Source organism: Aeribacillus sp. FSL k6-2211, from assembly GCF_037966125.1.
Lineage (GTDB): Bacteria > Bacillota > Bacilli > Bacillales > Aeribacillaceae > Aeribacillus > Aeribacillus composti.
Window position 1 is genome coordinate 2,703,123 of the sequence record NZ_CP150190.1, and the last position, 23,616, is coordinate 2,726,738.

25 protein-coding genes and 1 riboswitch are annotated in these 23,616 nt (G+C 39.0%); of the genes, 7 read left to right on the forward strand and 18 right to left on the reverse strand.

All coding sequences use genetic code 11. The features are described 5' to 3' along the window. Window positions 1–33: 33 nt before the first annotated feature. On the reverse strand, window positions 34–528 hold the full coding sequence (locus NSU19_RS13035) for a YqhR family membrane protein (RefSeq protein WP_063388112.1): 495 nt from the start codon (window positions 526–528) through the stop codon (window positions 34–36). A 243-nt stretch (window positions 529–771) separates the two neighbouring features. Between NSU19_RS13035 and NSU19_RS13040 the strand changes: the two genes are divergently transcribed. Together NSU19_RS13040 and NSU19_RS13045 are read left to right on the forward strand one after the other, a co-directional pair. Further along, window positions 772–1,710: a DUF1385 domain-containing protein gene (locus NSU19_RS13040; protein ID WP_066247604.1), complete on the forward strand. Its 939-nt coding sequence runs from the start codon at window positions 772–774 to the stop codon at window positions 1,708–1,710. Window positions 1,711–1,767: 57 nt separating this feature from the next. Next, a complete protein-coding gene (locus tag NSU19_RS13045) occupies window positions 1,768–2,139 on the forward strand; it encodes an SA1362 family protein (RefSeq protein WP_066247602.1) in 372 nt (123 codons plus the stop codon). Here the strand turns inward: NSU19_RS13045 and NSU19_RS13050 are convergent. The 3 genes from NSU19_RS13050 to NSU19_RS13060 form a co-directional block, all read right to left on the reverse strand. Continuing rightward, window positions 2,136–3,014, reverse strand: coding sequence for a patatin-like phospholipase family protein (locus NSU19_RS13050; protein ID WP_063388109.1), 879 nt, complete (start codon window positions 3,012–3,014; stop codon window positions 2,136–2,138). The two genes, NSU19_RS13045 and NSU19_RS13050, sit on opposite strands and share 4 nt — an antisense overlap. A 748-nt stretch (window positions 3,015–3,762) precedes the next feature. Continuing rightward, complete coding sequence (locus NSU19_RS13055; protein ID WP_063388108.1) at window positions 3,763–6,324, reverse strand: vitamin B12-dependent ribonucleotide reductase; 2,562 nt, start codon at window positions 6,322–6,324, stop codon at window positions 3,763–3,765. Window positions 6,325–6,647: 323 nt separating this feature from the next. Then, complete coding sequence (locus NSU19_RS13060; protein WP_339196827.1) at window positions 6,648–7,484, reverse strand: biotin/lipoate A/B protein ligase family protein; 837 nt, start codon at window positions 7,482–7,484, stop codon at window positions 6,648–6,650. Between the two features lie 193 nt (window positions 7,485–7,677). Between NSU19_RS13060 and NSU19_RS13065 the strand changes: the two genes are divergently transcribed. Then, window positions 7,678–8,052, forward strand: a complete 375-nt coding sequence (locus NSU19_RS13065) for a rhodanese-like domain-containing protein (RefSeq protein WP_063388106.1) — start codon at window positions 7,678–7,680, stop codon at window positions 8,050–8,052. Between the two features lie 40 nt (window positions 8,053–8,092). Here NSU19_RS13065 and gcvPB read toward each other — a convergent pair whose 3' ends face one another. From gcvPB to gcvT, 3 genes are read right to left on the reverse strand one after another with little or no spacing between them, the layout of a single operon-like run. After that, a complete protein-coding gene (gene gcvPB, locus NSU19_RS13070) occupies window positions 8,093–9,553 on the reverse strand; it encodes an aminomethyl-transferring glycine dehydrogenase subunit GcvPB (protein WP_130156377.1) in 1,461 nt (486 codons plus the stop codon). Further along, complete coding sequence (gene gcvPA / locus NSU19_RS13075; RefSeq protein WP_327848016.1) at window positions 9,544–10,887, reverse strand: aminomethyl-transferring glycine dehydrogenase subunit GcvPA; 1,344 nt, start codon at window positions 10,885–10,887, stop codon at window positions 9,544–9,546. Before gcvPA ends, gcvPB begins: the two co-directional genes overlap by 10 nt. A gap of 18 nt (window positions 10,888–10,905) precedes the next feature. Next, the gene (gcvT, locus tag NSU19_RS13080; protein WP_339196832.1) at window positions 10,906–12,021 is read right to left on the reverse strand and encodes a glycine cleavage system aminomethyltransferase GcvT; all 1,116 of its coding nucleotides are present in this window, start codon (window positions 12,019–12,021) and stop codon (window positions 10,906–10,908) included. Window positions 12,022–12,234: 213 nt separating this feature from the next. Beyond that, window positions 12,235–12,322, reverse strand: a riboswitch (glycine riboswitch). A gap of 283 nt (window positions 12,323–12,605) precedes the next feature. On the opposite strand from gcvT, the gene NSU19_RS13085 reads away from it, so the two are divergent. Both NSU19_RS13085 and NSU19_RS13090 read left to right on the forward strand, forming a co-directional pair. Further along, window positions 12,606–14,273 (forward strand): SNF2-related protein, encoded by a 1,668-nt coding sequence (locus tag NSU19_RS13085; protein WP_311066316.1) that lies wholly within the window; start codon window positions 12,606–12,608, stop codon window positions 14,271–14,273. A gap of 51 nt (window positions 14,274–14,324) precedes the next feature. Continuing rightward, window positions 14,325–15,122, forward strand: coding sequence for a YqhG family protein (locus NSU19_RS13090; RefSeq protein WP_063388101.1), 798 nt, complete (start codon window positions 14,325–14,327; stop codon window positions 15,120–15,122). Between the two features lie 90 nt (window positions 15,123–15,212). Here NSU19_RS13090 and NSU19_RS13095 read toward each other — a convergent pair whose 3' ends face one another. The 8 genes from NSU19_RS13095 to comGA form a co-directional block, all read right to left on the reverse strand. Continuing rightward, the gene (locus NSU19_RS13095) at window positions 15,213–15,392 is read right to left on the reverse strand and encodes a YqzE family protein (RefSeq protein ID WP_063388100.1); all 180 of its coding nucleotides are present in this window, start codon (window positions 15,390–15,392) and stop codon (window positions 15,213–15,215) included. 119 nt (window positions 15,393–15,511) lie between these two features. Continuing rightward, window positions 15,512–15,883, reverse strand: a complete 372-nt coding sequence (comGG, locus tag NSU19_RS13100) for a competence type IV pilus minor pilin ComGG (RefSeq protein WP_063388099.1) — start codon at window positions 15,881–15,883, stop codon at window positions 15,512–15,514. Continuing rightward, window positions 15,880–16,371, reverse strand: coding sequence for a competence type IV pilus minor pilin ComGF (gene comGF, locus NSU19_RS13105; RefSeq protein WP_130156367.1), 492 nt, complete (start codon window positions 16,369–16,371; stop codon window positions 15,880–15,882). Before comGF ends, comGG begins: the two co-directional genes overlap by 4 nt. Continuing rightward, window positions 16,301–16,627, reverse strand: coding sequence for a hypothetical protein (locus NSU19_RS13110; protein ID WP_063388097.1), 327 nt, complete (start codon window positions 16,625–16,627; stop codon window positions 16,301–16,303). The genes comGF and NSU19_RS13110 overlap by 71 nt, the downstream gene beginning before the upstream one ends. Then, on the reverse strand, window positions 16,611–17,072 hold the full coding sequence (comGD, locus tag NSU19_RS13115) for a competence type IV pilus minor pilin ComGD (RefSeq protein ID WP_063388096.1): 462 nt from the start codon (window positions 17,070–17,072) through the stop codon (window positions 16,611–16,613). The genes NSU19_RS13110 and comGD overlap by 17 nt, the downstream gene beginning before the upstream one ends. Next, entirely contained in the window at window positions 17,041–17,352 is a 312-nt protein-coding gene (gene comGC / locus NSU19_RS13120; protein ID WP_063388095.1) for a competence type IV pilus major pilin ComGC, read from the reverse strand. Before comGC ends, comGD begins: the two co-directional genes overlap by 32 nt. A gap of 4 nt (window positions 17,353–17,356) precedes the next feature. Further along, window positions 17,357–18,388 (reverse strand): competence type IV pilus assembly protein ComGB, encoded by a 1,032-nt coding sequence (gene comGB / locus NSU19_RS13125; protein WP_066247584.1) that lies wholly within the window; start codon window positions 18,386–18,388, stop codon window positions 17,357–17,359. Beyond that, entirely contained in the window at window positions 18,381–19,448 is a 1,068-nt protein-coding gene (gene comGA / locus NSU19_RS13130) for a competence type IV pilus ATPase ComGA (protein ID WP_066247583.1), read from the reverse strand. Before comGA ends, comGB begins: the two co-directional genes overlap by 8 nt. Window positions 19,449–19,764: 316 nt before the next feature. Here comGA and NSU19_RS13135 point away from each other — a divergent pair, with 316 nt between their 5' ends. Beyond that, the gene (locus tag NSU19_RS13135; RefSeq protein ID WP_063388092.1) at window positions 19,765–20,010 is read left to right on the forward strand and encodes a DUF2626 domain-containing protein; all 246 of its coding nucleotides are present in this window, start codon (window positions 19,765–19,767) and stop codon (window positions 20,008–20,010) included. Between the two features lie 54 nt (window positions 20,011–20,064). Here the strand turns inward: NSU19_RS13135 and NSU19_RS13140 are convergent, their stop codons facing one another. Further along, window positions 20,065–20,709, reverse strand: coding sequence for an MBL fold metallo-hydrolase (locus NSU19_RS13140; protein ID WP_339196837.1), 645 nt, complete (start codon window positions 20,707–20,709; stop codon window positions 20,065–20,067). A 245-nt stretch (window positions 20,710–20,954) separates the two neighbouring features. On the opposite strand from NSU19_RS13140, the gene NSU19_RS13145 reads away from it, so the two are divergent. After that, window positions 20,955–21,128 (forward strand): DUF2759 domain-containing protein, encoded by a 174-nt coding sequence (locus NSU19_RS13145; protein WP_065095533.1) that lies wholly within the window; start codon window positions 20,955–20,957, stop codon window positions 21,126–21,128. A gap of 116 nt (window positions 21,129–21,244) precedes the next feature. Here NSU19_RS13145 and NSU19_RS13150 read toward each other — a convergent pair whose 3' ends face one another. Both NSU19_RS13150 and NSU19_RS13155 read right to left on the reverse strand, forming a co-directional pair. Then, window positions 21,245–22,363, reverse strand: a complete 1,119-nt coding sequence (locus NSU19_RS13150; protein WP_144596792.1) for a hypothetical protein — start codon at window positions 22,361–22,363, stop codon at window positions 21,245–21,247. Window positions 22,364–22,432: 69 nt separating this feature from the next. Next, on the reverse strand, window positions 22,433–23,554 hold the full coding sequence (locus tag NSU19_RS13155; protein WP_066247575.1) for a M14 family metallocarboxypeptidase: 1,122 nt from the start codon (window positions 23,552–23,554) through the stop codon (window positions 22,433–22,435). Window positions 23,555–23,616 lie beyond the last annotated feature (62 nt).

The window sequence follows — 23,616 nt, forward strand, 5'->3', positions numbered from 1 at the left end:
TACCATAAGATTCTTGATCTCTCATCATTTAGTTTATGATTGACGCTCCCCATATTCGTAGGAAATGGAATACCCGACAAAAACGCCAAACAGCACATACAAGCAGATGGAGGTGACAATGGTATTTGTACCAAGCCGACCGAGCGGATCGATTTTTAGAAAAGCCGGTCCCAGCCAGCAAAAAACAACGGCCCACAGCGCGACTCCGAAAACAATGCCTCCCCATATTGACCGAACTTTTTTGAACAGAACATAATATAAAAATGCAGTAAGTATAGAAATGATGCCTATGAAGGCAGCTCCCGCAAAATGCCCAGCGACTCCGTTCTTCCAATTATCAAAGGCAAATAACATGAGAGCTCGATTTGGCCCGATTTTCGTAAAGTTCAACACATACGCTAAATATCCTATCAAACTCCATAATACTCCGCCAGTAAAACCAATGACAACAATTTTCAGAAAAAAGGATCGGAATGGTTCTTTTTTCTTTTCCTTACCAGTAGAATTCTTTTTTTCGCTGTTAAGCATCCGTCCACCTCCCTTTTTTAATATGTCCACTTTTCTTTTCTTGATGAATTTTTCATGAAAAGTTTATTTTTTGTATAAAAAAATTTATTTCATTCATACTAAATAATGATAAAGTTTTTCACGCCGCCCTATTGGAAAAAAGACACATCCAACCTAGAGGTTTCATCTAATTTTTTGTAGAATAGTAATAAATAAAACTTTTCAATAGCTTTTTTATTATATAGATAGGCAGGTTGGTGCGTCATGAAAAACGAAAAGACTATGTATGGCGGGCAAGCGGTAATTGAAGGAGTTATGTTTGGAGGGAAGCATCATTTCGTCACAGCGATCAGGAGAAAAGACAATTCAATTGATTTTTTTCAATTGCCGCGAAAAAAACATCCTATATTATCCCGCTTCAAAAAAATTCCTTTTATTCGCGGAATTGCCGCCATTATTGAAGCAAGCGCAAACGGCTCCAAGCATTTAAGCTATTCTTCAGATCGATACGATGTTGATCCAGCCGATGATGAAAAATTATTGTCAGAAGAAAAAAAAGAGTCGAAGCTTTCACTCATTTTAGGAGCTGCTGCTGTCGGAGTGCTGTCATTTTTGCTTGGCAAATTTATCTTTACTTTAATTCCAGTGTTTATCGCAGAATGGTTCAGGCCGATCATCTCATCGGATGTGGGGCAAATTTTGCTCGAAGGCTTTTTTAAGCTTTTGCTGTTGCTTGCTTATATTTATTTCATCTCGATGACTCCTTTAGTAAAGCGTGTTTTTCAATACCATGGGGCTGAGCATAAAGTGATTAACGCCTATGAAAACGGGCTCGCTTTAACTGTTGAAAATGTACAAAAACAATCAAGACTTCATTATCGATGCGGTTCCAGTTTCATTTTGTTTACGGTTATTGTTGGAGTATTTGTGTATCTGCTCGTTCCGACAGACCCGCTTTGGCTTCGCGTTGTTGACCGAATCGCTCTTATACCGGTTGTTCTCGGCATTTCATTTGAAGTATTGCAGTTTACAAATAAGCTGCGGCATAAGCCTGTTTTAAAATATCTTGGTTATCCAGGACTATGGCTTCAGCTGCTGACGACAAAAGAACCTACAGACGATCAAGTGGAAGTAGCGATTGCAAGCTTTCAAAAGCTGCTTTTATTGGAAGAAGAGACGGAAAAAATGGAGCGTATTGGTTGATTTGATAAACGAGAGCTTTTCTTTTTCTTGAAAACGACTGATGGAGGTGGCCTTTAGATGAACCGTTTTCCCGTCCATCCCGTATTCGCCGTTATCGCTACTTTAGGAGGTTTAGGGCTTATTTATATGCTCTTTTTCAATCCAAAGACTTTTTTCAAATTGTTTATTTGGGCGGTTGTCATCGGGATCATCATCCTCATTTATCGCTTAGTGATGAAAAAACGTACAAATAATGAGTATTCACAGTTTTTAAAAGCTGCGAAAAGATCGAAAAAAAGATTTAAAGATAAAAAGATACATTATGCTCAAAAGCACGTACTCCACAAAAAAAACAAAACGGCTATCTCTGCTAAAAGGCGGAGAGAAAACAATCATTTGACAGTCATCGAAGGTAAAAAAGGAAAAAAGAAAAATAGAGCTCTTTTCTAATAGGACCACTTTTTTAAAAAGGTTTCCGTTTTTTCTTTGCCGAGCTGAATTAATTCCTGTTTCTTCTCATTCGTAATTTTAAATTCCGTCGTTAAAATATTTTCAACCGGAATAAAAACGATGCTGCGTTCATGCCTTGTGGCAATATGCCTTGCATCGTGCGCTTCCTTCATCGTTTCAAATAACGCATGAAACATTGATAAAGCGTTTTTTATTTCATTTTTTGGCCTTTCCTCTATATGCGCGCTAAGCTGAAAACCGAGGATCGGTCTTTTTTTTATTTTTCCATCAAAAAGCCAAATCGGGAAATTGCTGAGCACTCCTCCATCGACAACAATACTGACGCCATCCTTCGTCCATAGTTTGACAGGTTCAAAAAAATACGGGAGGCATGAGCTCATTCTGACTGCCTTTGCAACAGAAAATCTATTAGGATTGATTCCATATTTGCTTAAATCGTCCGGCAATACAACAATTTTTCCGTTCGTAAGGTCGGAGGCAATCACACGAAGCTTTCCTTTCGGCAAATCTGCAAATGTTGAAACTCCTTTTGCTTTTAATTTTTCTTCCATCCATTCTTCTAAAAATTGTCCTTTATATAGTCCCATCCGCCAATAAACACTGATCCATTTCATGAGCATAAATGACATAATTCCTTTTCTTTTATCTAAAAACTTTCGCAGCTCTAAGCTGTCCATTAAAGAAAGGATTTCATCACTTTTGTAGCCGGCTGCAATGAGAGCGGCAATGATCGAACCGGCGCTCGTGCCAGCAACCCTGGCGAATTCAAATCCTTTTTCCTCCAAGGCCTTGTATGCTCCAATAAAAGCGAAGCCTTTGATCCCTCCACCAGAAAAAACACCGTCAATTTTCAAAGCATTCCCTCCTTACTATTCCGTTACTACATTTTAAGAAGGGAAAACGATGTTTAGAAGTTTGTTTTCAATAAATCGAGTAGGAGGGAGCGATTAACTCCCGTCCTCTCACACCACCGTACGTACGGTTCCGTATACGGCGGTTCAATTAAGATAATTGACGCAAGTCTTTATAACTTCCGTGAATAGCTGTTCTCTTTATGCCAGTGGTCACTCCACCCTCCAAGAGATCTCCCACGGGATTCACCGCTTCCTCCCTCAAGTGAGGTACTACGTTTTCTGTGTTCATCATGACTCACTGAATGCCAAGGGCTATTCTCTCTTAATTGTTCGGTCCTTCTTAGTTGTTCTAGACCAACTAATACTATGACCTCTGCTGACTTCTGACTGTTCAGCTATCTATCACTAGATAGGTTACCAAGGTTACTTGGCGTGCCAGCCAGACCTCCCCGGGTAAGAGTGTAATCTTTCCTTCCATCCATCTGCTTCATTTACTCTGTATCACCTTCGGCAGAAAGGGCTTTGTTTTGTCTTGCAAACTCACCCAGTGATACCTAGCCTCATATGAAGTTCGTGTTCCTCAGACCGGAAGTTTGCCGCTCGCTTCCTTCAGATTCCGCGTCACCACGGACACCCTTGCGTTAAGCTAACTGCTACTTCTGCCTTCGCAGCTCGGGACTTTCACCCTATAGATTACACCCATGCCGGGCGCACAAGAATAAAGCAGCAGAACAAGTCTGCCGCTTTATTATAATCCACATTTCAATTGGGCACCGCATTTTGTACAAGTATTGCAGCCGCCGATTTCTTGAACCTTTCCTTCCCGGCAAACAGGACATGTATTGCCGACTTCGTTGCCATATGTGACATCAGTTGAGCGCAAATCTTGAACAGTGTTCATTAACACAACTTTGCCTTCATTTTCTTTCGTCGATTCCGGAATGTCGTCATTCAATACATTTTCTTCCGCTTTTAATGTCAGGACTTGGGTATCACGGCTTCCGTCTACATAAACAGTTCCGCCTTTTGCTCCGCCCTTCCATAGGCGCTCATATACTTTTTGCACTTGATCAACTGTATAGCCTTTCGGCGCATTTACTGTTTTGGAAAGGCTTGAATCGACCCATCGTTGAATGATGCATTGCACATCGGCATGAGCTTCAGGCGACAAGTCCATCGCTGACACAAACCAATGCGGTAAATGATTCGGATCAGCTTCCGGATGTTCGTTTAAATATTCTTGAACGATATCCGCTTTTACTTCAATAAATTTGCCAAGACGCCCGCTTCGGTAGTACGAGAAGGAGAAATATGGCTCAAGACCTGTAGAAACGCCAACCATAGTGCCAGTTGATCCTGTCGGTGCTACCGTCAGCAAATGCGAGTTGCGAATACCATATTTTAAAATGTTTTCGCGAATATCTTCCGGCATTTTTTTCATATATCCTGTATTAATGAAGGCTTGTCTTAATTTTTGCGTCTCTTCCTCCGTTTCGCCGACTAGGAACGGGAAGCTGCCTTTTTCTTTTGCCAGTTCTATTGATGCCCGGTATGCGGTCGTTGCGATTACCTTAAACACTTCATCAACAAGCTTGTTGCCGTCCTCTGCTCCATATTCTTTTTCGCAGTAGATAAGCAAGTCCGCCAAACCCATAACGCCTAAGCCGATGCGCCGTTCACCCAGCGCTTGCTTTTTGTTTTCTTCGAGAAAATAAGGCGTAGCATCAATGACATTATCTTGCATTCTGACGCCGATTTCCACAGTTCGTTTGAGCTTTTCATAGTCAACAGCTTTCTTTTCCTTGTCGACCATCTTCGCCAAGTTTACTGCTGCTAAGTTGCAGACGGAATATGGTGCAAGAGGCTGTTCACCGCACGGATTTGTTGCAACAACCTTTTGACCGTATGCTCTTGCGTTCGTCATATCATTGGCATTGTCAATGAAGAAAATACCTGGCTCCGCTGAATAGGTTGCACAAATGTTAATCAGCTTCCAAAGCTCTCTTGCGCGAATTTTGCGGTACACGCGCACGCGATGCCCCATTTTCTCCCACTCGCGCACATCGCCAACTTTATGCCATTCTTCATTGTAAATCTTCATTTCTTCATCATTGTAGCTTTCCACATCTGGGAAGCGAAGCTCATACTCCCGATCTTCTTCCACTGCTTCCATAAACTCTTTCGTCAAGCAGACAGAAATGTTAGCGCCTGTTAAAAATTCCGGATTATGAACAGTATATGTTCCTCCGACTCGAAGCTTTAATTCCGCCTCTCTAATAACAGCGTCTGAAAAGCCTCCTTTGCCCGGAACATTTTTAAAGTTGACAATTCCTTGATACATGTCGCGCTCTTGCTGTGTAAGAGGAACAAATTTGAGCTTGTCTTCAGCCGCCTTCTTAATTCCTTCATCATTTGTATTTTCAATTAAGTAGCGCAAAATGCGCGGGTTTTGCATTTTGGAAACGATAAATTCAATGATGTCAGGATGCCAGTCGGCCAGCATAATCATTTGGGCTCCTCGCCGTGAGCCACCTTGTTCAACAAGATGGGTTAATTTTGCAATGTCATCCAGCCACGACACAGATCCTGATGATTTGCCGTTTACACCACGAGCTAATGTGTTTCTTGGTCTCAATGTTGAACCGTTCGTGCCGACACCGCCTCCGCGGCTCATAATTTCCATTACTTGTTTGCGGTGTTCAGAGATCCCTTCACGGGAATCTTTTACAAAGGGCATGACATAGCAGTTAAAATACGTCACTTCGGTTCCTGCTCCTGCGCCGTAAAGAACCCGGCCAGCCGGAATAAAATGCAGATTGACGAGCTCTTGATAAAATTTTTCAAACCATTCTTTTCTTTTTTCTTCTGTTTTTTCAACAGCAGCAAGACCTGTTGCATTTCTTTTGGCAATTTGTTCATAAAAAATTTCAAGCGGTTTTTCGATGACATCTAAAGAACGAACGATGATTCCCGTCTCCCGTTCTTCAGGCTTTTCAAGAGTATGACGAAACTCTTCTTCGACCTGAACCTTTGCCTTTTTATTTTCCCAATCAATTTCTTTAATGTAGCCTAGCCCTCTTGCAGGAAATTTTGGATCTTCCTTGATCGTCAGCACTACAAAATCGCCTTCAGATAGCGTAATTTTTTCAGTGTCTTTAAATGAATACCTGTCCAGCATTACAAGGCGCGAAACACCTTTGTGCGTGATTTTCATATCTTCCGTAATCGGATGCACCTGCGGGAAAAGGCTGATATCTTTATTCAGCTTCTCCACATCAATTTTCATTTTCTCATTCAGCGCCACTGTCATATTCACAACTCCCTTAAAAATATCGTACTTGATATACGTTACCACATTTAGATGATATTATCAACGAAAAAATTACAATATATTGTGCTAAAGAACATTTGTTTGCTCTATATATTGTATGATATACGCTATATTATGAAAATGTCAAATGTAAAACTAACCAAAAAAAGAAGCAAGGAAAAGAAAATCAATGATCTTAGAATCATTCCGGCGGTATTTGAAGAAATTTGTCAGTTGCAGTTTTTGAAAACACATCGGCACCTTAATTTACAAGCAACGATCCATTTCATTTTGATCATACAAAAAACGGCATGTTCGCCGCTTTATCTTCTAAAATTCCATTCTTCTGTTTCATATTTCTCTTTAGCCAGTTTTTTCACATACTCTTCTTGTTCGCTAGACAATTGGTACGGTCTCAGCTCAATATCAAGCCCGTATTCAAACCCTTTTTTAAAGGCGCTCCATGCCTCTTCCATTGTGACGGGAGTTTCTCTAAGGTCGTTGATCGCCACCGCTTTATTTTTAAAGTTTTTCTCTAATCTTTCCCTGACTCGCTCATTAGGATATTTAAACAAGTCGAACAGCAGCTTTTCATCTAAATCTAGCAATATCGAGCCGTGCTGCAGGATAACGCCTTTCTGGCGAGTTTGGGCACTCCCGGCAACTTTTCTTCCTTCAACTACCAGCTCATACCAAGACGGTGCATCAAAGCATACAGATGACCGCGGATTTTTCAAATGCTGTTTTTCTTCATCCGTTCTTGGAATTGCAAAATGAGCGTCTAAGCCTAACAAGCGAAATCCATGCAAAATTCCTTCCGAAATTACACGATAAGCCTCTGTCACGGTTTTGGGCATTCGCGGATGATCTTCGGATACGATGACGCTATATGTAAGCTCCTTGTCATGCAGCACGCCCCTTCCGCCTGTTGGTCTTCGTACAAAGCCAAGGCGGTGCCGTCTTACAGCATCCATATCAATTTCTTTTTCAACCTTTTGAAAATAGCCGATGGATAATGTCGGCGGATTCCATCCGTAAAAACGAATCGTCGGAGCGATTTTTCCTTCACTGTGCCAGTCCAATAAAGCTTCATCAAGAGCCATATTGTAAAAAGGGGATGAAAAGCCAGAATCAATATAATTCCATATTTCTTTTCCCATATCGCAACCCTCTTTATTTTATATTTGCTTTTTTAGTCTATCAAATGAAGAGGATATTGTTAAATAAAACGCCCGAAAAGAAATGACATTTCCATTCTTGTTTTATATAATAAATGTTGTCCAACAATCGTATGTATGTTCACATGAACTTCAAACAAATAAATTCAAACAAAGAAAAAGGAGTCGAACAAGCGTGGAATGGTCATTGCTCATTCTTGCAGCTATTATCATTTATTTTTTGGCCACATTTTTATATCAAAAAAAGATTATGAAAGGATTAACGGAGGAAGAATTTAAAGCCGGCTATCGGAAAGCGCAGCTCATCGATGTGCGGGAGCCGAATGAATTTGAAGGTGGCCACATTTTAGGAGCAAGAAATATTCCCCTTTCCCAATTGAGACAGCGCTATAAAGAAATCCGCCCAGACAAACCGGTTTATTTATATTGCCAGTCAAGTGCAAGAAGCGGGCGAGCCGCACAAATGCTGAAGAAAAAAGGCTATCAGGAGCTCTATTATTTAAAGGGCGGCTTTAAAAAGTGGACTGGAAAAATTAAAAAGGGGAAATAAAATCAAGTATAAAAGATAAGGATTCGCAAAACGCGAATCCTTACTTTTTTTCATATTTTAATATCGGATTTCTTGCTGCGAGTGTTTCATCGAGCCTTTTGACGACTGTTGTATGAGGAGCTTCTTGAACGATTTCCGGTTCTTCCTCCGCTTCTTTAGCAATTTGAATCATCGCTTCGATAAAGGCATCCAATGTTTCCTTCGATTCCGTTTCAGTCGGTTCAATCATCATGCATTCTTCAACATTGAGCGGAAAATAAATTGTCGGCGGATGATACCCGAAATCGAGAAGCCTTTTTGCAATATCAAGCGCACGGACACCGAGCTTCTTTTGCCGTTTCGCAGATAAGACAAATTCGTGTTTACAAATGCGGTCATACGGCATTTCGTAATAAGGCGCTAATTTTTTCAGCATATAATTCGCATTTAATACCGCATTTTCAGAAACCGCCTTTAAACCGTCCGGACCCATGGAGCGGATGTATGTGTATGCCCGCACATTGATTCCAAAATTTCCATAAAATGATTTTACTCGTCCGATCGATTGCGGCCTGTCTTCGTCGAAACGAAATCCATTTTCATCCTTGACGAGCACAGGCTTCGGCAAAAAAGGAATTAACTCTTTTTTCACACCGACAGGTCCTGAACCGGGACCCCCTCCCCCGTGGGGGCCTGTAAACGTTTTATGAAGATTTAAATGAACGACATCAAAGCCCATATCCCCTGGTCTCGCTTTGCCTAAAATTGCATTTAAATTCGCTCCGTCATAATACAATTTTCCTCCAACTGAATGAACAATCTCCGCCATCTCTACAATATGCTCTTCAAACAAACCGAGCGTATTTGGGTTTGTTAACATAAGAGCAGCTGTATTTTCTCCTACCACTCTCTTTAAGTCGTCTAAGTCGACAAGTCCGTTTTGATCAGATCGCACCGTGACAGTTTCAAAACCGGCAACGGTCGCTGAAGCAGGATTTGTTCCATGGGCTGAATCAGGTACAATCACTTGTGTTCGATGTTTTTCTCCATTTGCCTCATGGTAGGCGCGAATCATCATGAGCCCCGTCCACTCTCCGTGCGCCCCTGCAGACGGCTGCAATGTAACAGCATCCATACCTGTAATTTCTTTTAAATGTTCTGATAAATCATACATTAATTCCATTGCTCCTTGAACCGTCGCTTCATCCTGTAATGGATGAATATAAGAAAAGCCAGTTAATCTTGCCACATTTTCATTTATTTTCGGATTATATTTCATTGTACAGGAACCAAGCGGATAAAAACCGGAATCCACACCGTGGTTCCGCTTCGACAAAGCAGTATAATGGCGCATAATGTCAAGTTCTGATACTTCCGGCAGCTCGGCATCTTCTGTCCGCAAATAGTCACTAGGAATCAGCTGATCAATATTTTCCTCCGGTACGTCTAAATCAGGCAAGCTGTATCCGATCCGTCCCGGTTTTGATATTTCAAAAATTAACGGTTGATCCTTCATTGCCATCCCTCCAACTCGTTCACAAATAAATCGATTTCTTCTTTCGAACGAAGCTCTGTTACCGCTACAAGCATATGTTTTTCAAGTTCCGGATACGTTCTGCCAAGGTCGTAGCCGCCGATGATTCCCTTTTCGAGCAGCTTTTTATTGGCCAAAGAAACTGGTTTGGACAGCTTCACGACAAACTCATTAAACATTGGACCTTGAAACGGAATGGAAAAACCTTTCTTCTCAAACATCTTTTTCGCATAGTTTGCTTTTTGGATATTTTGATAAGCCATTTCTTTTACACCTGTTTTTCCAAGAGCAGTCATGGCAACAGAAGAGGCAAGAGCATTTAACGCTTGGTTGGAGCAAATGTTTGATGTAGCTTTATCCCTTCTGATATGCTGCTCCCTTGCCTGCAGAGTGAGAACAAAGCCTCTTTTCCCCTCTTCATCTACTGTTTGACCGACGAGTCGCCCAGGAATTTTTCTCATCAGCTCTTTTTTTACGGCGAAATATCCACAAGTTGGACCGCCAAAAGACATTGGAATTCCAAACGGTTGAACATCGCCTACTACGATATCCGCACCAAATGAACCAGGCGGTGAAAGCACACCTAAAGCAAGAGGATTGCTTGAAACAATCAATAAGCTTTTCTCGGAATGGGAGATCTCTTCGATTTGGTGAAGCGGTTCAAGTTGGCCGAAAAAATTTGGATGCTGTACAATGACTGATGCTACTTCGGCGTTCATCATTTCTTTTAATGCCTCTACATCGGTCACTCCGTTTCGGTAAGGGATTTCCACTACCTCAACGTTTTGTCCTTTTGCATAAGTTTTTAGCACATCTCTCGTTTCAGGATGCACCGTTTGCGAAACGAGCACCTTTTTCTTTTTTGTTTGACCTGCAGCTAATAATGCAGCTTCTGCTAAAGCTGTCCCTCCGTCGTACATCGACGAGTTGGCGACATCCATTCCTGTCAATTCACAAATCATTGTTTGAAATTCGAATATTGCTTGGAGCTCGCCTTGAGAAATTTCTGGCTGGTATGGCGTATAAGCCGTATAAAACTCTGATCGGGAAATGACATGATCGACAATTGCCGGAATATAATGGTCATACACTCCAGCTCCTAAAAAGGAAACGTTTGTTTTTACATCTTTATTTTTGGCAGCAAGTTGAGATAGCTCGCGAAACAGCTCGGTTTCCGGTTTCGCAGCCTTTATGTTGTATTTTCCTTTAAACCGTACACTTTCTGGAATGTCGGCAAACAGGTCATCGATCGATTCGACTCCGATCGCCTCCAACATCTCTTTTCGATCAGTTTCTGTCATCGGTAAATAGCGATGCTTCATCAAAAGCTTCTCCTTTCTTTATTTTCCATTTTTTGTTGGTCGTTTATAAAATGGAGTTGGTACTACTCTTGCTTTTAATCGTTTTGTCCGAACTTCCACCTCGATTTCATTCCCGATCTCCGAAAATTCTTTCTTGACGAGAGCGATCCCGATGCTTTTATTCAAAGTAGGAGAGTGCGTCCCTGATGTAACAACTCCAATTTGTTGATTTCCAGAAAACAATTTATAGCCTAAACGGGGAATGCCTTTTTCGATCATTTCCAAGCCGACCGCCAGCCTCGATACCCCTTGTTCTTTTTGTATTTGCAATACATCTTTTCCGATAAAATTCTCTTTTTTCGTAAGCTTCACTGCAAATCCGACTCCTGCTTCTATCGGAGTAATGTCTTCCGAAAGATCTTGACCGTACAACGGCAAAGCTGCTTCCAGCCGCAAAGTATCACGAGCGCCCAATCCGCATGGAACAACTTTTTCTTTATCTCCTGCTTGCAAAATCTTCTCCCATAAATAAACGGCGTCCTCACTTTGGCAATAGATTTCAAAGCCGTCTTCCCCGGTATAACCAGTTCGGGCAATGAGCGCTTTTTTACCTGCGATCTCAGCACTTTCAATAAATTCAAAAAATTTCAACTCAGATAAGTGTACGTCTGTTAAAGTTTGCAGCACCTTTTCCGCTTTCTGGCCTTGCAATGCAAGGAGAGCACAGCTTTCAGAAATATTTTGCAATTCAACATCTCCGTGTTTTTGAGACATGAGCCATTGAAAATCTTTTTGAATATTCGCTGCATTGACTACTAAAAGATATTTTTCCTCGTTTAGCCGATAAACGATTAAATCGTCTACACAGCCTCCATCTTCATAACACATAATTGTGTATTGAGCCTTTCCATCCCGAAGCTTTGAAACATCATTAGTTAATACCTTTTGCAAAAACTGAAGACTGTCTTTCCCTTTTACAATGATTTCTCCCATATGAGAAACATCAAATAGACCTGCATTGGTGCGGACAGCGTAATGCTCCTCTTTAATGGAAGTAAATTGCACAGGTAATTCCCATCCTCCAAAATTGATCGTCTTTGCTCGATATTGTTTATACACTTCAAAAAGAGGAGTGCGTTTTAATTCATTCATCATTTCCCCTCCTGATCTATTTTTTGCATCTAATTTCTCTCAAAATTTTTCAGCTTAAAAAGCAGAAAAAAGGACAGAAAACGGCCTAGTATCGTCTTGTCTATTCCAATCGACAAGATTTTGCTACACCGTCTCTGTCCTTTCACCTGAAAGTTTACCTTATAAAGGCTTTCCCCTTTGGTGGTTTGCACAATATGCAAACACTCTCCAGAGCTGCGTCAAACAAGAGTCTTTTTGCCTGAGAGATTCACATATGCTTGCTCCTTCGGCGCCTCACAAAGGAGGTCTCTCCCCTTGCTCTCATCCGCACATATTTTCTTGTAAATTGTGAAAAAATAACAAATGACATATTCGACAAAAAGGAAAAAGATGAGTAGAAAACAAAAGAAAAAGACTTCAAACGTATTTTAATGGTATCATCTTTAAACGGTTTCAGCAATACCTTTCCCAAATAATTTTAAAAAATCATTGTTAATTGTTCGTGTTTATAAAAATTTATAATCAAAAAACGGGACGGTTTTTGAATTAGCGATAAAAAAAATGAACATTTCACTTTGAATATAAAAATAAAGGATAGGGTGTGGGCAATGAATATAAACATCCGCTATAAAACAACATGGGAAGAAGAATTTTTGCAAAGATTAAAGGAAGACGGTCCGTGGGCAAACTGGGAATTATACAAATTAGCTTATGAAGTTACGAATTATTTGACCATTCCATCATTTGAAGGTTTAGTAGCTCCTTTGCATCTTGATCATGTAACCCCTCTTCCCCACCAATTGGAGGTCGCACAAACAGTAGTAGAAAAATTAAACGGAAAAGCAATATTAGCTGATGAAGTCGGTCTCGGCAAAACAATTGAAGCCGGATTAATATTAAAAGAATATATGATTCGCGGACTTGTCAAAAAAGTGCTCATCTTAGTTCCAGCTTCACTCGTCTCCCAATGGGTGAGGGAATTAAATGAAAAATTTTACATTCCTGCCGTTGAGCAAAAGAAAAGCTATGTTTGGGAGCAATGCGATGTTGTCGTATCTTCCCTTGATACAGCAAAAAGAAGCCCCCATAAAGAAATTATTCACGGATTGGATTATGACATGGTCATCATTGATGAAGCGCATAAATTAAAAAATAACAAAACAAAAAACTATGAGTTTGTTCAAAATTTAAAGAAAAAATTTTGTTTATTATTGACGGCAACGCCTATTCAAAATCGCATTGAAGAAATTTTCAACCTTGTTTCTCTTTTAAAACCTGGACATCTCGGCAATGAACAGCTCTTTCACGATATGTTTAAGAAAAAAGGACGGAATATTCGTGACGATGAGCATTTACGAGAACTTGTCAATAAAGTTATGATACGAAACCGCCGCATTGATACAGGAATTGAATGGTCAAAAAGACATGTGGAAACGATTTGGATTCAATTTTCGAAAGCTGAACAGGCTTTATATGATGCCATCAGCCAAATTCGGTCGTCATTCTCTATTCCGACAAGCAGTTTCTCCATTTTAACGCTTCAGCGTGAAGCATGTTCGAGCAGAGAAGCAGTGTACATAACATTAAAAAAAATGCTTGATAAAAAGGATGAAGCTCCACAATTGCCTGAAAAGATCATTCGCAATCTAATGGGCTATATCGATCAAGTAACAAAAAATTCGAAAGCAGAAAAAACGGTCGAACTCATTCAAAACATTAACGATAAAGTGATTATTTTTACCGAATACCGGGCAACACAATTATATTTACAATGGTTTTTAAAACAGCACGGCATAACATCTGTTCCGTTCCGCGGCGGATTTAAACGCGGCAAAAAGGATTGGATGAAGGATTTATTTAAAAATAGAGCGCAAGTACTGATCGCGACAGAGGCAGGAGGGGAAGGGATAAATTTGCAGTTTTGCAATCATATTATTAATTATGATCTGCCTTGGAACCCGATGCGTTTGGAGCAGCGAATCGGGCGCATCCACCGTCTCGGACAAGAACGGGATGTGTTCATTTATAACATGGCGACAAAAAATACAGTAGAGGAGCATATCTTAAAGCTATTATATGAAAAAATAAATCTGTTTGAACGTGTTATTGGGGAATTGGACAGTATTTTAGCAAAACTTGACCTCCGCAATATTCATGAACATATAGAAGATATTATGATTCAGTCGAGTTCGGAAGGAGAAATGAAAATTAAAATGGAAAATTTAGCGGCTATTCTTAACTTTGGTGAACAATTACAACAGGCCGAGAATAACTGATTTCTTTATTTTCATAGCTGCTTGCAAAATTTTTAAATAGGAGGCGGAATGATGCAGCAGGCTCAAATTTCCACATTTTTAAAACGCTTTTTTCAGGCGACCAATTGTCCAATTATTGAAGAAAAAAACGGATATTTTACCGTTCAATTAACTGTTGAAATGGATAAAGAATTAATGAACCGGCCTTTTTACTGGCATTATTTAGAAAAAACCGGCGGAACTCCAAATCCGATGAAACTTACTTTCATCACGGATTCAAAGGAGGCTCCGGAAGATGTAAAAGGTGAATGGATTCATTTCGGATCGCCGAGACTGCACCAAATTTTTGCGGCAACGAAGAAAATGTCTTCTTATATTCGGTTATATGAACAGACAGCAGCTTCCAAAGCAAACGTGCCGCTGCACCCTTGGATTGGGATGAATGTAACGATTTCGTATATTTGTGACAAAAAGAAGGATCAAACTTATTCATTAGGACTGCATTTAATCAACGGAAGGATTGTTGAAAATTTTCAGGAGCAGCTAGAAAAAATTCATTTGACACCGAAAATTCCTGATTTTTGTTTTACCATTACGCCATTAATTACACCAAAAAGCGGATTAACTCGATTGAAGCATTACGTGATAAAAAAAATTGAAGAAGATGACCATCGGTGGGCGGAAGAAGCGAGAGAACGAATGAATGCCGATTTAGCATTGTTGGAGCATTTTTATGAAGATCTAGATGAAAAACCTTCTGTTTATTGGACAGAAAAGAAGGCGATTCAAGAGCTGTATGAACCGCGCATTGAAATAGAAGTCCACAATGGAGGAATTTTTTATTTATCATCGGATTCTATAATTCATTAAAATAAAATCAAGACGCAGAAAATACGCTCGAAATTGAATGATCTCATCACTTTTCAATAAAAAAGGAGCTGGTAAACGGCTCCTTTTCCTTTATTTCTTTTTCTTGATCAAAATTAAAAACGCCATCGGCAAAAATCCAAACCATCTCATTGATAATGGAAGACGATCTTTTTTCCGTTCCTCACGCCTTTGTTTCCTTGCTTCTTTTGGGGTGTCGATAAACTTTACAAACTGTTCGGTTACATATTTCACATAATCATTACCAGACATAAGTGGGCACCTCGAAATAAAATTTTTTTATATTATTTCCTAAACTCTGTTCATTTAAACAGACATTCTGGCAAATAAACGATTGGTTGAAGCTTTGATAAGGCGCTGAACGATGAAAGCTATGAATATTCATTCCAGCTCATAATCTGTTGATTGTTCAAATCATAATGAAAGTTTGCCGTATACTCGGTTCCTTTTATCGTCTTGCATGTAATGGAAATATTGACGATTCCTTTTTCTTTTTTCGTTCGTTTATACGAAATGGTTCCATTTGGGAGTTCAAGTATTTCCTGGGTATCAGAATAGTCAGCTTTTTTCAGCGAATATTGAACACCGGCAAGCATTAACGTTTCCTGCAAATAAAACTCTTTCGCATCATGCCGAAATCTTTGCTCTTGAATATATGAGGAAGCATATGCGGTAAGAATCATTATGCAAAGCAGAAATATGCCGATCGTCATTGGAAAAATATGACCATCTTCATTTTTCAATCAGGAATCACTCCTTTCACATCGCGAATGGTTCCTTCAAACCGCTTACCTTCTAAGCTTGTGATTTCAATTTTCACACCATGTGTTATTGGAATAAAATGAGAGGCTTGAACACCGCGCAGCACAATAACATGTCCTTTTCCGTCAACCTGATAGCGCAGCAAATCATTATATTGGCTGAGTGTGACTACTTCTCCTTTTTGATTTTTATATTGTAAAACATTTTGCTTCACCATTATTTGTTGAGATGTTTTGATTTCACGATGAAGCTCAATTAGAAATAAATTCCACTCGCTTGGATGTAAATCTTGCTGTCTCGTATTCAATTTGAGAAAAAATGAGAGCATGGGTGCAAAGGAAGAGATGATAATGGTTGTCGCTAGAAAGGCTATCAGCATGTTTGCTGCCGTATATCCTTTATTGTTCATAAATGTAGCCGCAAACCTTTTGTTCTGCATTTTCATCCGAAAGAACACATAATTCAGCAAATTGCCCCTCCTTTCCCCACACCAGTTCGAACATCATCCCTTGCCGCTCAACTTGGCCATTTGTTTTTTTCTTTTCAAATACAAAACGTTCAAGTTCTTCTTTGAGCAGTTGATAAGCCAGCACAGATGCTGCTGCTTCTTTTTGCTGTTTCAATAAGGCTGTTGACACAGGGACCAGCGTCAGCGAAAGCAAACACCATATGGAAAATGCTATTAATATTTCTGTGATCGTATATCCGCTATAATTTTTCCACACGGAACCTTCCTCTCCCTAAATTAAAAATGATTTTGTACGTTTTTTTATCATACGAAATGAAGATTGTTCCAGCTTGATAAAAATAGCCGGAAGGAGAGTACTCGATTGGAAATTTTATGTTTCCTGATTCGACTTTTATGTTTTGATCGTATGCTCTTTCAAACAGTTCCCCTTTAAAGCCGGATCGTTCAGCTTCGTAGTAATGTTTGTCAGGATACCAAAACAAATAAATTTTTTCTTTATTAACGAATGCGTGCTGTTGTACATATAGCAAATCTTTTTCCAGTTGAACGAAAAATTGATCGATGACTTTTTCTCTGTAAATATTTGTTGCTCCAATCCATATAAAAGAGCTGATCAATAAAAAGATCGAAAGAACAAGAAGCATCTCCAGAACAGTAAAACCACTTTGCCTAGTTGCTCTTAATGACGTTTCCATTTGCATCAATTTCAATCTCATCACCATTTGGACATTTTCCAGAATTATTCGGCAAGTACCCTTTAGTGATTAAATCATTAATTGTTGGTGTTTGATGAAACTCCATTTCATATGCGACGACTTGCCCCTGCACCATATCAATTAAACCTTCGCACCCTTTATTTTGAATATTTTTATTATGAGCCATAACATTCGGAATCGTTATAATAAGCAAAATCGAGATCACTAACAGTACAACCAGCATTTCCACCAATGTAAATCCATGTTCATTTTTCACTATTTTCATCCTCCTATACTTGACCCATCATTTGGTACATTGGAAGCAAAATCGATAAATAAATGATCAATACGAAGACCCCGATCATCAGAAAAACGACCGGCTGAATATAACTAATGATTCTCATTATTTTTTGTTCCATCCGCTCCAATACGAACCGGCTGTACATATACAACTCTTTAGACAATTGACCGACGGCTTGTCCATGTTGAACAACAGAGGAAAGTTCCTGTTCAAAAAATGGACTTTCAGCAAATATTATCTCTAGCGATTCTCCTTTCTTTAATTTCTCGATAAAGAGATTGGCCTCTTCCCTATAAAAATGGAGAAAATGTTGTTCTTGAAACAGAGTAAAGCATTCAAAAACGGACAATCCTCCCTTCAACAAATTGCTCATTTGCAAAGAAAAATAGTAGCTGTGAAATAACCGCAAACCTTTTGACACGATCGGAATTTTCATAAGCAGCTTCTGTTTTTCAAGCGGAGGCTTTTTTCGGAAAGAGACCCAATAGTAGAAAAAAAGGAGCAATAAGAAACTAAACAAAATGAAAAAAAACGTTTTGATGCCTTTAATGGTAAACATGACAAATGTCAGAAAGAAGGAGGCGTTCAAATCAACTGCTTCATACATATACGAAAATTGCGGGGTAACAACTGCTTGGATGACAAATAAAATAATTAAAAGAAGAGCAATTAAAAAGAGCGGATAGCGGAGAACTTGAATAAATTTTTCCAAATGGAGGAGTTGTTTTTCCAGCATTACTGAGCTTTCTTTTAAAGCAAAATGTATATCACCATGCTTTTCAGCAAAGAAAAGATAGCTTAGTACATCTCGATGAAATCCAAGCTTCTCAAAAGCCGTGTATAGTGAATTTCCTTTCGTCAACATCTGTATACAAGTCTCAATATCTTGTCGGTATTTTTCTTTTACATGAAAACTCATAAAGCGAATAGCTTCATTTAATGCATATCCTTCTGAAAGCAGCTCACTCACTTTCTTCAAAAATTGTGCCTGCATCTTTTTGTTCCATCGATGCCTATTCATATTCAAACACCCAACGATCATATATGTCCGGATATAAATACCCAAGAGCGATTCCTTTTTTAATTACATCTTTTAACTTCATATAATCTAACTCACTCTGCTCCTCTCCTTTTGCTTCCCGAATAGCGGCGGTTAAATTTTTGCCGTAAAGAAGTTCATAGACCCCAATTCTCCTAATTTCCTTTAATTTTTTGCAATAAGGCGGGCAATTCCCTTTGCAAAACGGGCATATTAAATGAACGAGACGCTGCGCAGCAACAGCGATCAAAGTTTGCTCAATTTCGGAAAAGGTTACACCAAATTCTAATAATCGATAAATAGCTCCCTTTGCATCCCGCGTATGCATGGTGGTCAGTACTAAATGTCCGCTAAGCCCAGCCCGGACCGCAATCCTTGCTGTCTCATGATCCCGAATTTCACCGACCATAATGACATCGGGATCGTGTCTTAATATTGCTTTTAACCCATTTGCATACGTAATTCCAGCTTTTTCATTGATCTGCACTTGAAGCATTTCATCGCTTTTCGTTTCCACAGGATCTTCAAGTGTGATGATGTTTCTTTTAAAATGTTTTTTTGCATAATGGAGAAGCGAATAAAGAGTGGTCGTTTTTCCCGAACCGGTCGGACCGGTAAGGATCAGGAGACCGTGAGAATGCTTTAAAAATGAAAGCATTTTTTTGGATTCTGACGGGAACAATGAAAGTTTTTCAGGCGATTGAATCGATTGCTCTAGCAATATTCGGATGACTAGACTTTCATCGAATACTGTAGGCAATGTCGATAAACGAAGATGCACCTCTCCGTAAATCGTATGGAAGGAGTAAGCACCGTTTTGCGGACGCCTTTTTTCGCCAATATCCATTTGGGCCATAAATTTAAAATGAGAAATTAAGCGTTCACAAATAGCTTTAGGCAGATGAAATATTTCTTTGATGTCATCGTCAATTCGAAATTGAATAACTGCTTTTTTCTTTTTCGGAACAATATGGATGTCTGAGGCACTAAATGAACACGCCAGTTCAATCAGTTTTTCGCTAAGCTTTTCAATTTCAATCATTCCATATCCCCCCTTTCTTTTCTTAGGATTCATCTTAACGAATTGAAGAGAAAAATGCGAACGTAGATAATGGATTTTTCTTTTCCCTTTCCTTTTGCAAAATTTAATTGAGCATAACCGAAAAATAACAATTGTTTGCAAAGACTGTTTAGAAAACAATTTTTTGCTATAAACTCATAATTTTTGAACATTTTTTTACAACATGTTTGAAAACAAAGTGGATACAATAACAATTGGAAACGGTATATTTACAATGTATCAAGCTGTACATTATAATATAAAAAGCGACCGATTGAGGGAAAAGGAGGGAAACACAATGGATCGCATGTTCCGTGTACTCGGTTTTTGGACAGGTATTTTTGCTATTATGTTTTATTTAGGCGATATGAAGACGACGTCTTTACTTTTCTTTGGTCAAACTGGATTTTTTGTTTTACTATCTTATTTAAAATTAACTGAACGTATGTATATTTATATTTTCGGAGCATATTTGACCATTTTCTTCGTCGGGTTTACATATTGGACGACGTTTATGATGGTCCCTGGACAAGGCGGCCATTAATAAAAACAGGCAATTCCGCAATGGAATTGCCTGTTTTTTGACCTTCTTCAATTTTTACGAAAGCGAAAATCCATTTAAAAAAGGATTTGTTTCCATTTCTTCTATAATGGTTGTTTCTGAACCGTGGCCAGGCAACACAATGGTTTCTTCCGGCAGCACTAGCAGTTTTTCATGAATGCTTTTCAGCAGTTCTTCATGATTCCCTCCAAGCAAATCCGTACGGCCAATGCTTCCTTTAAATAATACGTCGCCTGAAAAAACAGCATTTGCTTCTTCTAAATAGTAGGAGATGCTTCCAGGAGAATGCCCCGGTGTTTCAAATAAAGAGAACTGGAAAGAACCAATTGTCAAGCTTCCTTCTTCCCGAATGATTTCGTCCGCTTCCTCTACCATTACATTTTTTCCATTCATAAAATGACCAGATCCATTTAAAGAAGGATCGCCAAGCCATTTTTGTTCTTTTTCGTGGACATATACTGGAATATTCCAAACTTTTCGAACATCATCAATCGCTCCGATGTGATCAAAATGTGCATGTGTCAACAAAATGGCAAGGGGAGTCAACTGATGTTTGCGCAATACTTCAATTAGCTTTTCTCCTTCATCGCCTGGATCAAATAAAATACACGCATTTTTGTCATTTGTTAAAATATACGCATTTGTTTGCAGCAATCCGAGCGGGATTCTCATCCATTTCATGCTCTCACCTCAGGTCATTTTCTTTTCATTTCCATCATACAAAACATTCTTTTTTGGCGCAAAAGGAATAGTTAGAAAATTTTTGGCCAAACCTAAAATGTGCAGGACATACCGTTCATAAAATTGACATAGTCATTTTATGCAAACGTACCGTTCCTACCTCGACAAATCTAGTAAAAGAGATTAAAATATGAAGGGGAAGATATTTGCCGCACTTCAACGTATAAAAGATTGGGGGCTATACAATGGGTACTGTCATTATCTTTACTTTAGTAACTTTGCTTGGTATCTATGCTATTTTCCGTTCTTTAAAACAAAAAAACATATTGGGAATTTTGTTTGCGCTTGGAACAGTCGCTGTTTTTGGATGGTTTACCTATAAAACGATTGTTCACCACGGTATACCAGTGCCACACTAAAAAAGAAAGAATGGCGGGGCCATTCTTTTTTTTATGAATAAATAAACATTCAGTTGTCACACACCCGTCTTTTAACCTCCGCTTCATATTGCCAAAAAAGATGCTTTCACTCCTGTTTATTTTACAATCTCCTGAATCTTTTCCTTACTTAAATCCATGATTTTTTCCAATCTCGGCCCATACAAAGCATAATGACCGGATGGCGAAATGAGGATAGGATCGTTTGTCACGTTTTTGAAGATGGTTTCTTTTTTCTTAGTGATAAGGTTAAATCTTTGCAGTTCAAAGGAACCGTCCTGGGATTTGGCAACGGGCACAAATGTATAAAACTGCTGATTTTGAGCATTGAAGTCATAGTAGGGAAAAATCCATTGAGAGTAATCGGAAGCCAAAGGGACACGAAATGTAGACAACACTTTTTTTGATGAAGAATTTATAAAAACATATTGACCGAATCCTTTTTCCTGTTGATTTTCCTGCAAATACATGACAATCGATGAAAAATTTCCATTTCCGATGACATGATCAGCGATTTTTTTTTCGTGATGTTTCATTAAGTTCGCTTCATAAAGCGGAGCGCTTAACTCAGGCTCATCGTTATTCCATTTTACATATGTAATGCGATCTTCATCTGTCCATTGAAAAAAAGGTATTTGATAGGGACTATCCACAACTTTTTTCTCTTTCAAATCAAGCAAATAAGTCTTATATGACCAATCTTCAGCAAATGCTGTAACCATCAGCTCTTTTTCATTATAGGGATTCCATGTGTATTGAAGTTCAAACGCATTGATTTCCCAATGAAATAATTCCTCTCCTTCGGTGTTTACAAATGTCAGGATGGCTTGATTGGTTTCAGGGCTTGAATGAATGAGAAAAATTGTTCGGCGATCATTGGGCACTGTTTGAATAATCGGATGCTTTGTCTGAAAAAATAGTTCATCTTTTCCGCTTTGAAGATCGTGACAAATAACTTCCGAACGGTCTTCAAGATTTTTAATGTAAAGCACAGCCGTTTCATGAAACCATCCAGTAATATTTTGAAAGGTATTTTCCTCTGCTTCAATCGGTTGAATGTTCTCTAAAAGATTCTGTTCTGCTTTAAAGTTTTCAAACTCATTTTCCATTTTTTTCTCTTTTGTCACTTGTTTCTTTTCATTCGTAAGCTGATGAAATTCACAAGACGACAAAAGGAGAATCGGAAAGCACATGACGAAAAAAAAGGCTGCCCTCATCACCCTCATCCTTCTCATCCAATTTTCACTTATAATTTACGAATTTTTCAAAAAAATGTTTCAAAAAATTTATTTGCACAGCAAATAAAGCGACGCCCAAAATATTCCCTTTGCTTTCCGATAAATTTCATCAAATTGGTCAAGCGGCAAAGGGTTCCTTCCTCTGCCTAATTCAACGGTAAATCCCGGCTTTCTGTATTCTTTAATAAACCAATCGCGAAAACCGGCATGACTATCAATCATTCGGATTCCTTTATATCCGCTTAACAACTCATACTCTTTTACGATTTCTTCCGACTTCTCTGGTTCATAGTTTAAATACCCCCAATATATTTCTTCTCCTTGTGTGTGGAAGGCTACGATGAGTTCAAATTGAGACTGCTTGACTAGTTCACTCATAGCAATTGCTTCCGGCTCTGAGAGAGGATAATCACCTGGATAATCACGAGGAGCCGGGGATTTAGGGCTTTTTCTTTCTTTTTCAATTTCCCAAAAGGCAGGAAATTGATTGTTCAGATCAACGCCGCGAATATTTGCTTTCCAATCGGAAAAATCTTCACAGTTATTATTTAACTTGACGGCCTGTTCTTTCACTTGAGGATCGAACGATTCAGCTGCTAAAACAAGATTCACTCCATCCGGATTCACCATCGGGACAAACGATAAAGTAATCTGCTCATAAAGCTGTCTTACAGAAATTCCATTAATCGATTCGTTTAAAATAAGCTTCCGAACATACTCATTGAGCCATTTCATCATAATGGCTGTCGTAATCCACTCATTTGCATGAAACGAACCGTTCATATGAACTTTTTTCGTTCCGGAACCGATAAGAAGTTCAACTAAAGGATTCCCTAGAACACTGCGGCCGATAATCCTCTCTTTAATAAATGGGTAATTTTTTTTTAACACCGCAATATCGCTTGTCAAAGCAAAAAAATGATAGGGCCGTTTTGGATCAATTACAGGCCATGAAATTGGGACAGCATTGTATGTATTTTTAGTCAAGCTTGGTGAAGGATGAAACGGATTATTTTGTACGAAACCCCATCCGGGAATGACGATTTTTTCCCCTTTAAAGATTTTTTCGTTTTCGAAGAAGGGATTTGAATCCAACAACAATCGTTTCGAAAGTTGATATTTTTTTCCCAAGTACTCCAAATCCGCTGTTTCATTCATACAGATTTCCATAAAAAAACCCCTCTCCCCTTTTTATTCAGTACATAACATATTATATGAACGACATCATGTTT

Coding starts and splice junctions, on each gene's coding strand:
- NSU19_RS13155 (WP_066247575.1), bottom strand. CDS start 23,554: ATGGAAATCTGTATGAATGAAACAGCGGATTTGGAGTACTTGGGAAAA.
- NSU19_RS13150 (WP_144596792.1), bottom strand. CDS start 22,363: ATGAGGGCAGCCTTTTTTTTCGTCATGTGCTTTCCGATTCTCCTTTTG.
- NSU19_RS13095 (WP_063388100.1), bottom strand. CDS start 15,392: ATGTCTGGTAATGATTATGTGAAATATGTAACCGAACAGTTTGTAAAG.
- comGB (WP_066247584.1), bottom strand. CDS start 18,388: ATGAATAGGCATCGATGGAACAAAAAGATGCAGGCACAATTTTTGAAG.
- NSU19_RS13140 (WP_339196837.1), bottom strand. CDS start 20,709: ATGAAATGGATGAGAATCCCGCTCGGATTGCTGCAAACAAATGCGTAT.
- NSU19_RS13135 (WP_063388092.1), top strand. CDS start 19,765: ATGGATCGCATGTTCCGTGTACTCGGTTTTTGGACAGGTATTTTTGCT.
- comGA (WP_066247583.1), bottom strand. CDS start 19,448: ATGATTGAAATTGAAAAGCTTAGCGAAAAACTGATTGAACTGGCGTGT.
- NSU19_RS13040 (WP_066247604.1), top strand. CDS start 772: ATGAAAAACGAAAAGACTATGTATGGCGGGCAAGCGGTAATTGAAGGA.
- comGD (WP_063388096.1), bottom strand. CDS start 17,072: ATGCAAATGGAAACGTCATTAAGAGCAACTAGGCAAAGTGGTTTTACT.
- gcvT (WP_339196832.1), bottom strand. CDS start 12,021: ATGATGAATGAATTAAAACGCACTCCTCTTTTTGAAGTGTATAAACAA.
- comGC (WP_063388095.1), bottom strand. CDS start 17,352: ATGAAAATAGTGAAAAATGAACATGGATTTACATTGGTGGAAATGCTG.
- NSU19_RS13085 (WP_311066316.1), top strand. CDS start 12,606: ATGAATATAAACATCCGCTATAAAACAACATGGGAAGAAGAATTTTTG.
- NSU19_RS13060 (WP_339196827.1), bottom strand. CDS start 7,484: ATGGGAAAAGAAATATGGAATTATATTGATTCTGGCTTTTCATCCCCT.
- NSU19_RS13090 (WP_063388101.1), top strand. CDS start 14,325: ATGCAGCAGGCTCAAATTTCCACATTTTTAAAACGCTTTTTTCAGGCG.
- NSU19_RS13145 (WP_065095533.1), top strand. CDS start 20,955: ATGGGTACTGTCATTATCTTTACTTTAGTAACTTTGCTTGGTATCTAT.
- gcvPB (WP_130156377.1), bottom strand. CDS start 9,553: ATGGCAATGAAGGATCAACCGTTAATTTTTGAAATATCAAAACCGGGA.
- NSU19_RS13055 (WP_063388108.1), bottom strand. CDS start 6,324: ATGACAGTGGCGCTGAATGAGAAAATGAAAATTGATGTGGAGAAGCTG.
- NSU19_RS13035 (WP_063388112.1), bottom strand. CDS start 528: ATGCTTAACAGCGAAAAAAAGAATTCTACTGGTAAGGAAAAGAAAAAA.
- gcvPA (WP_327848016.1), bottom strand. CDS start 10,887: ATGAAGCATCGCTATTTACCGATGACAGAAACTGATCGAAAAGAGATG.
- NSU19_RS13045 (WP_066247602.1), top strand. CDS start 1,768: ATGAACCGTTTTCCCGTCCATCCCGTATTCGCCGTTATCGCTACTTTA.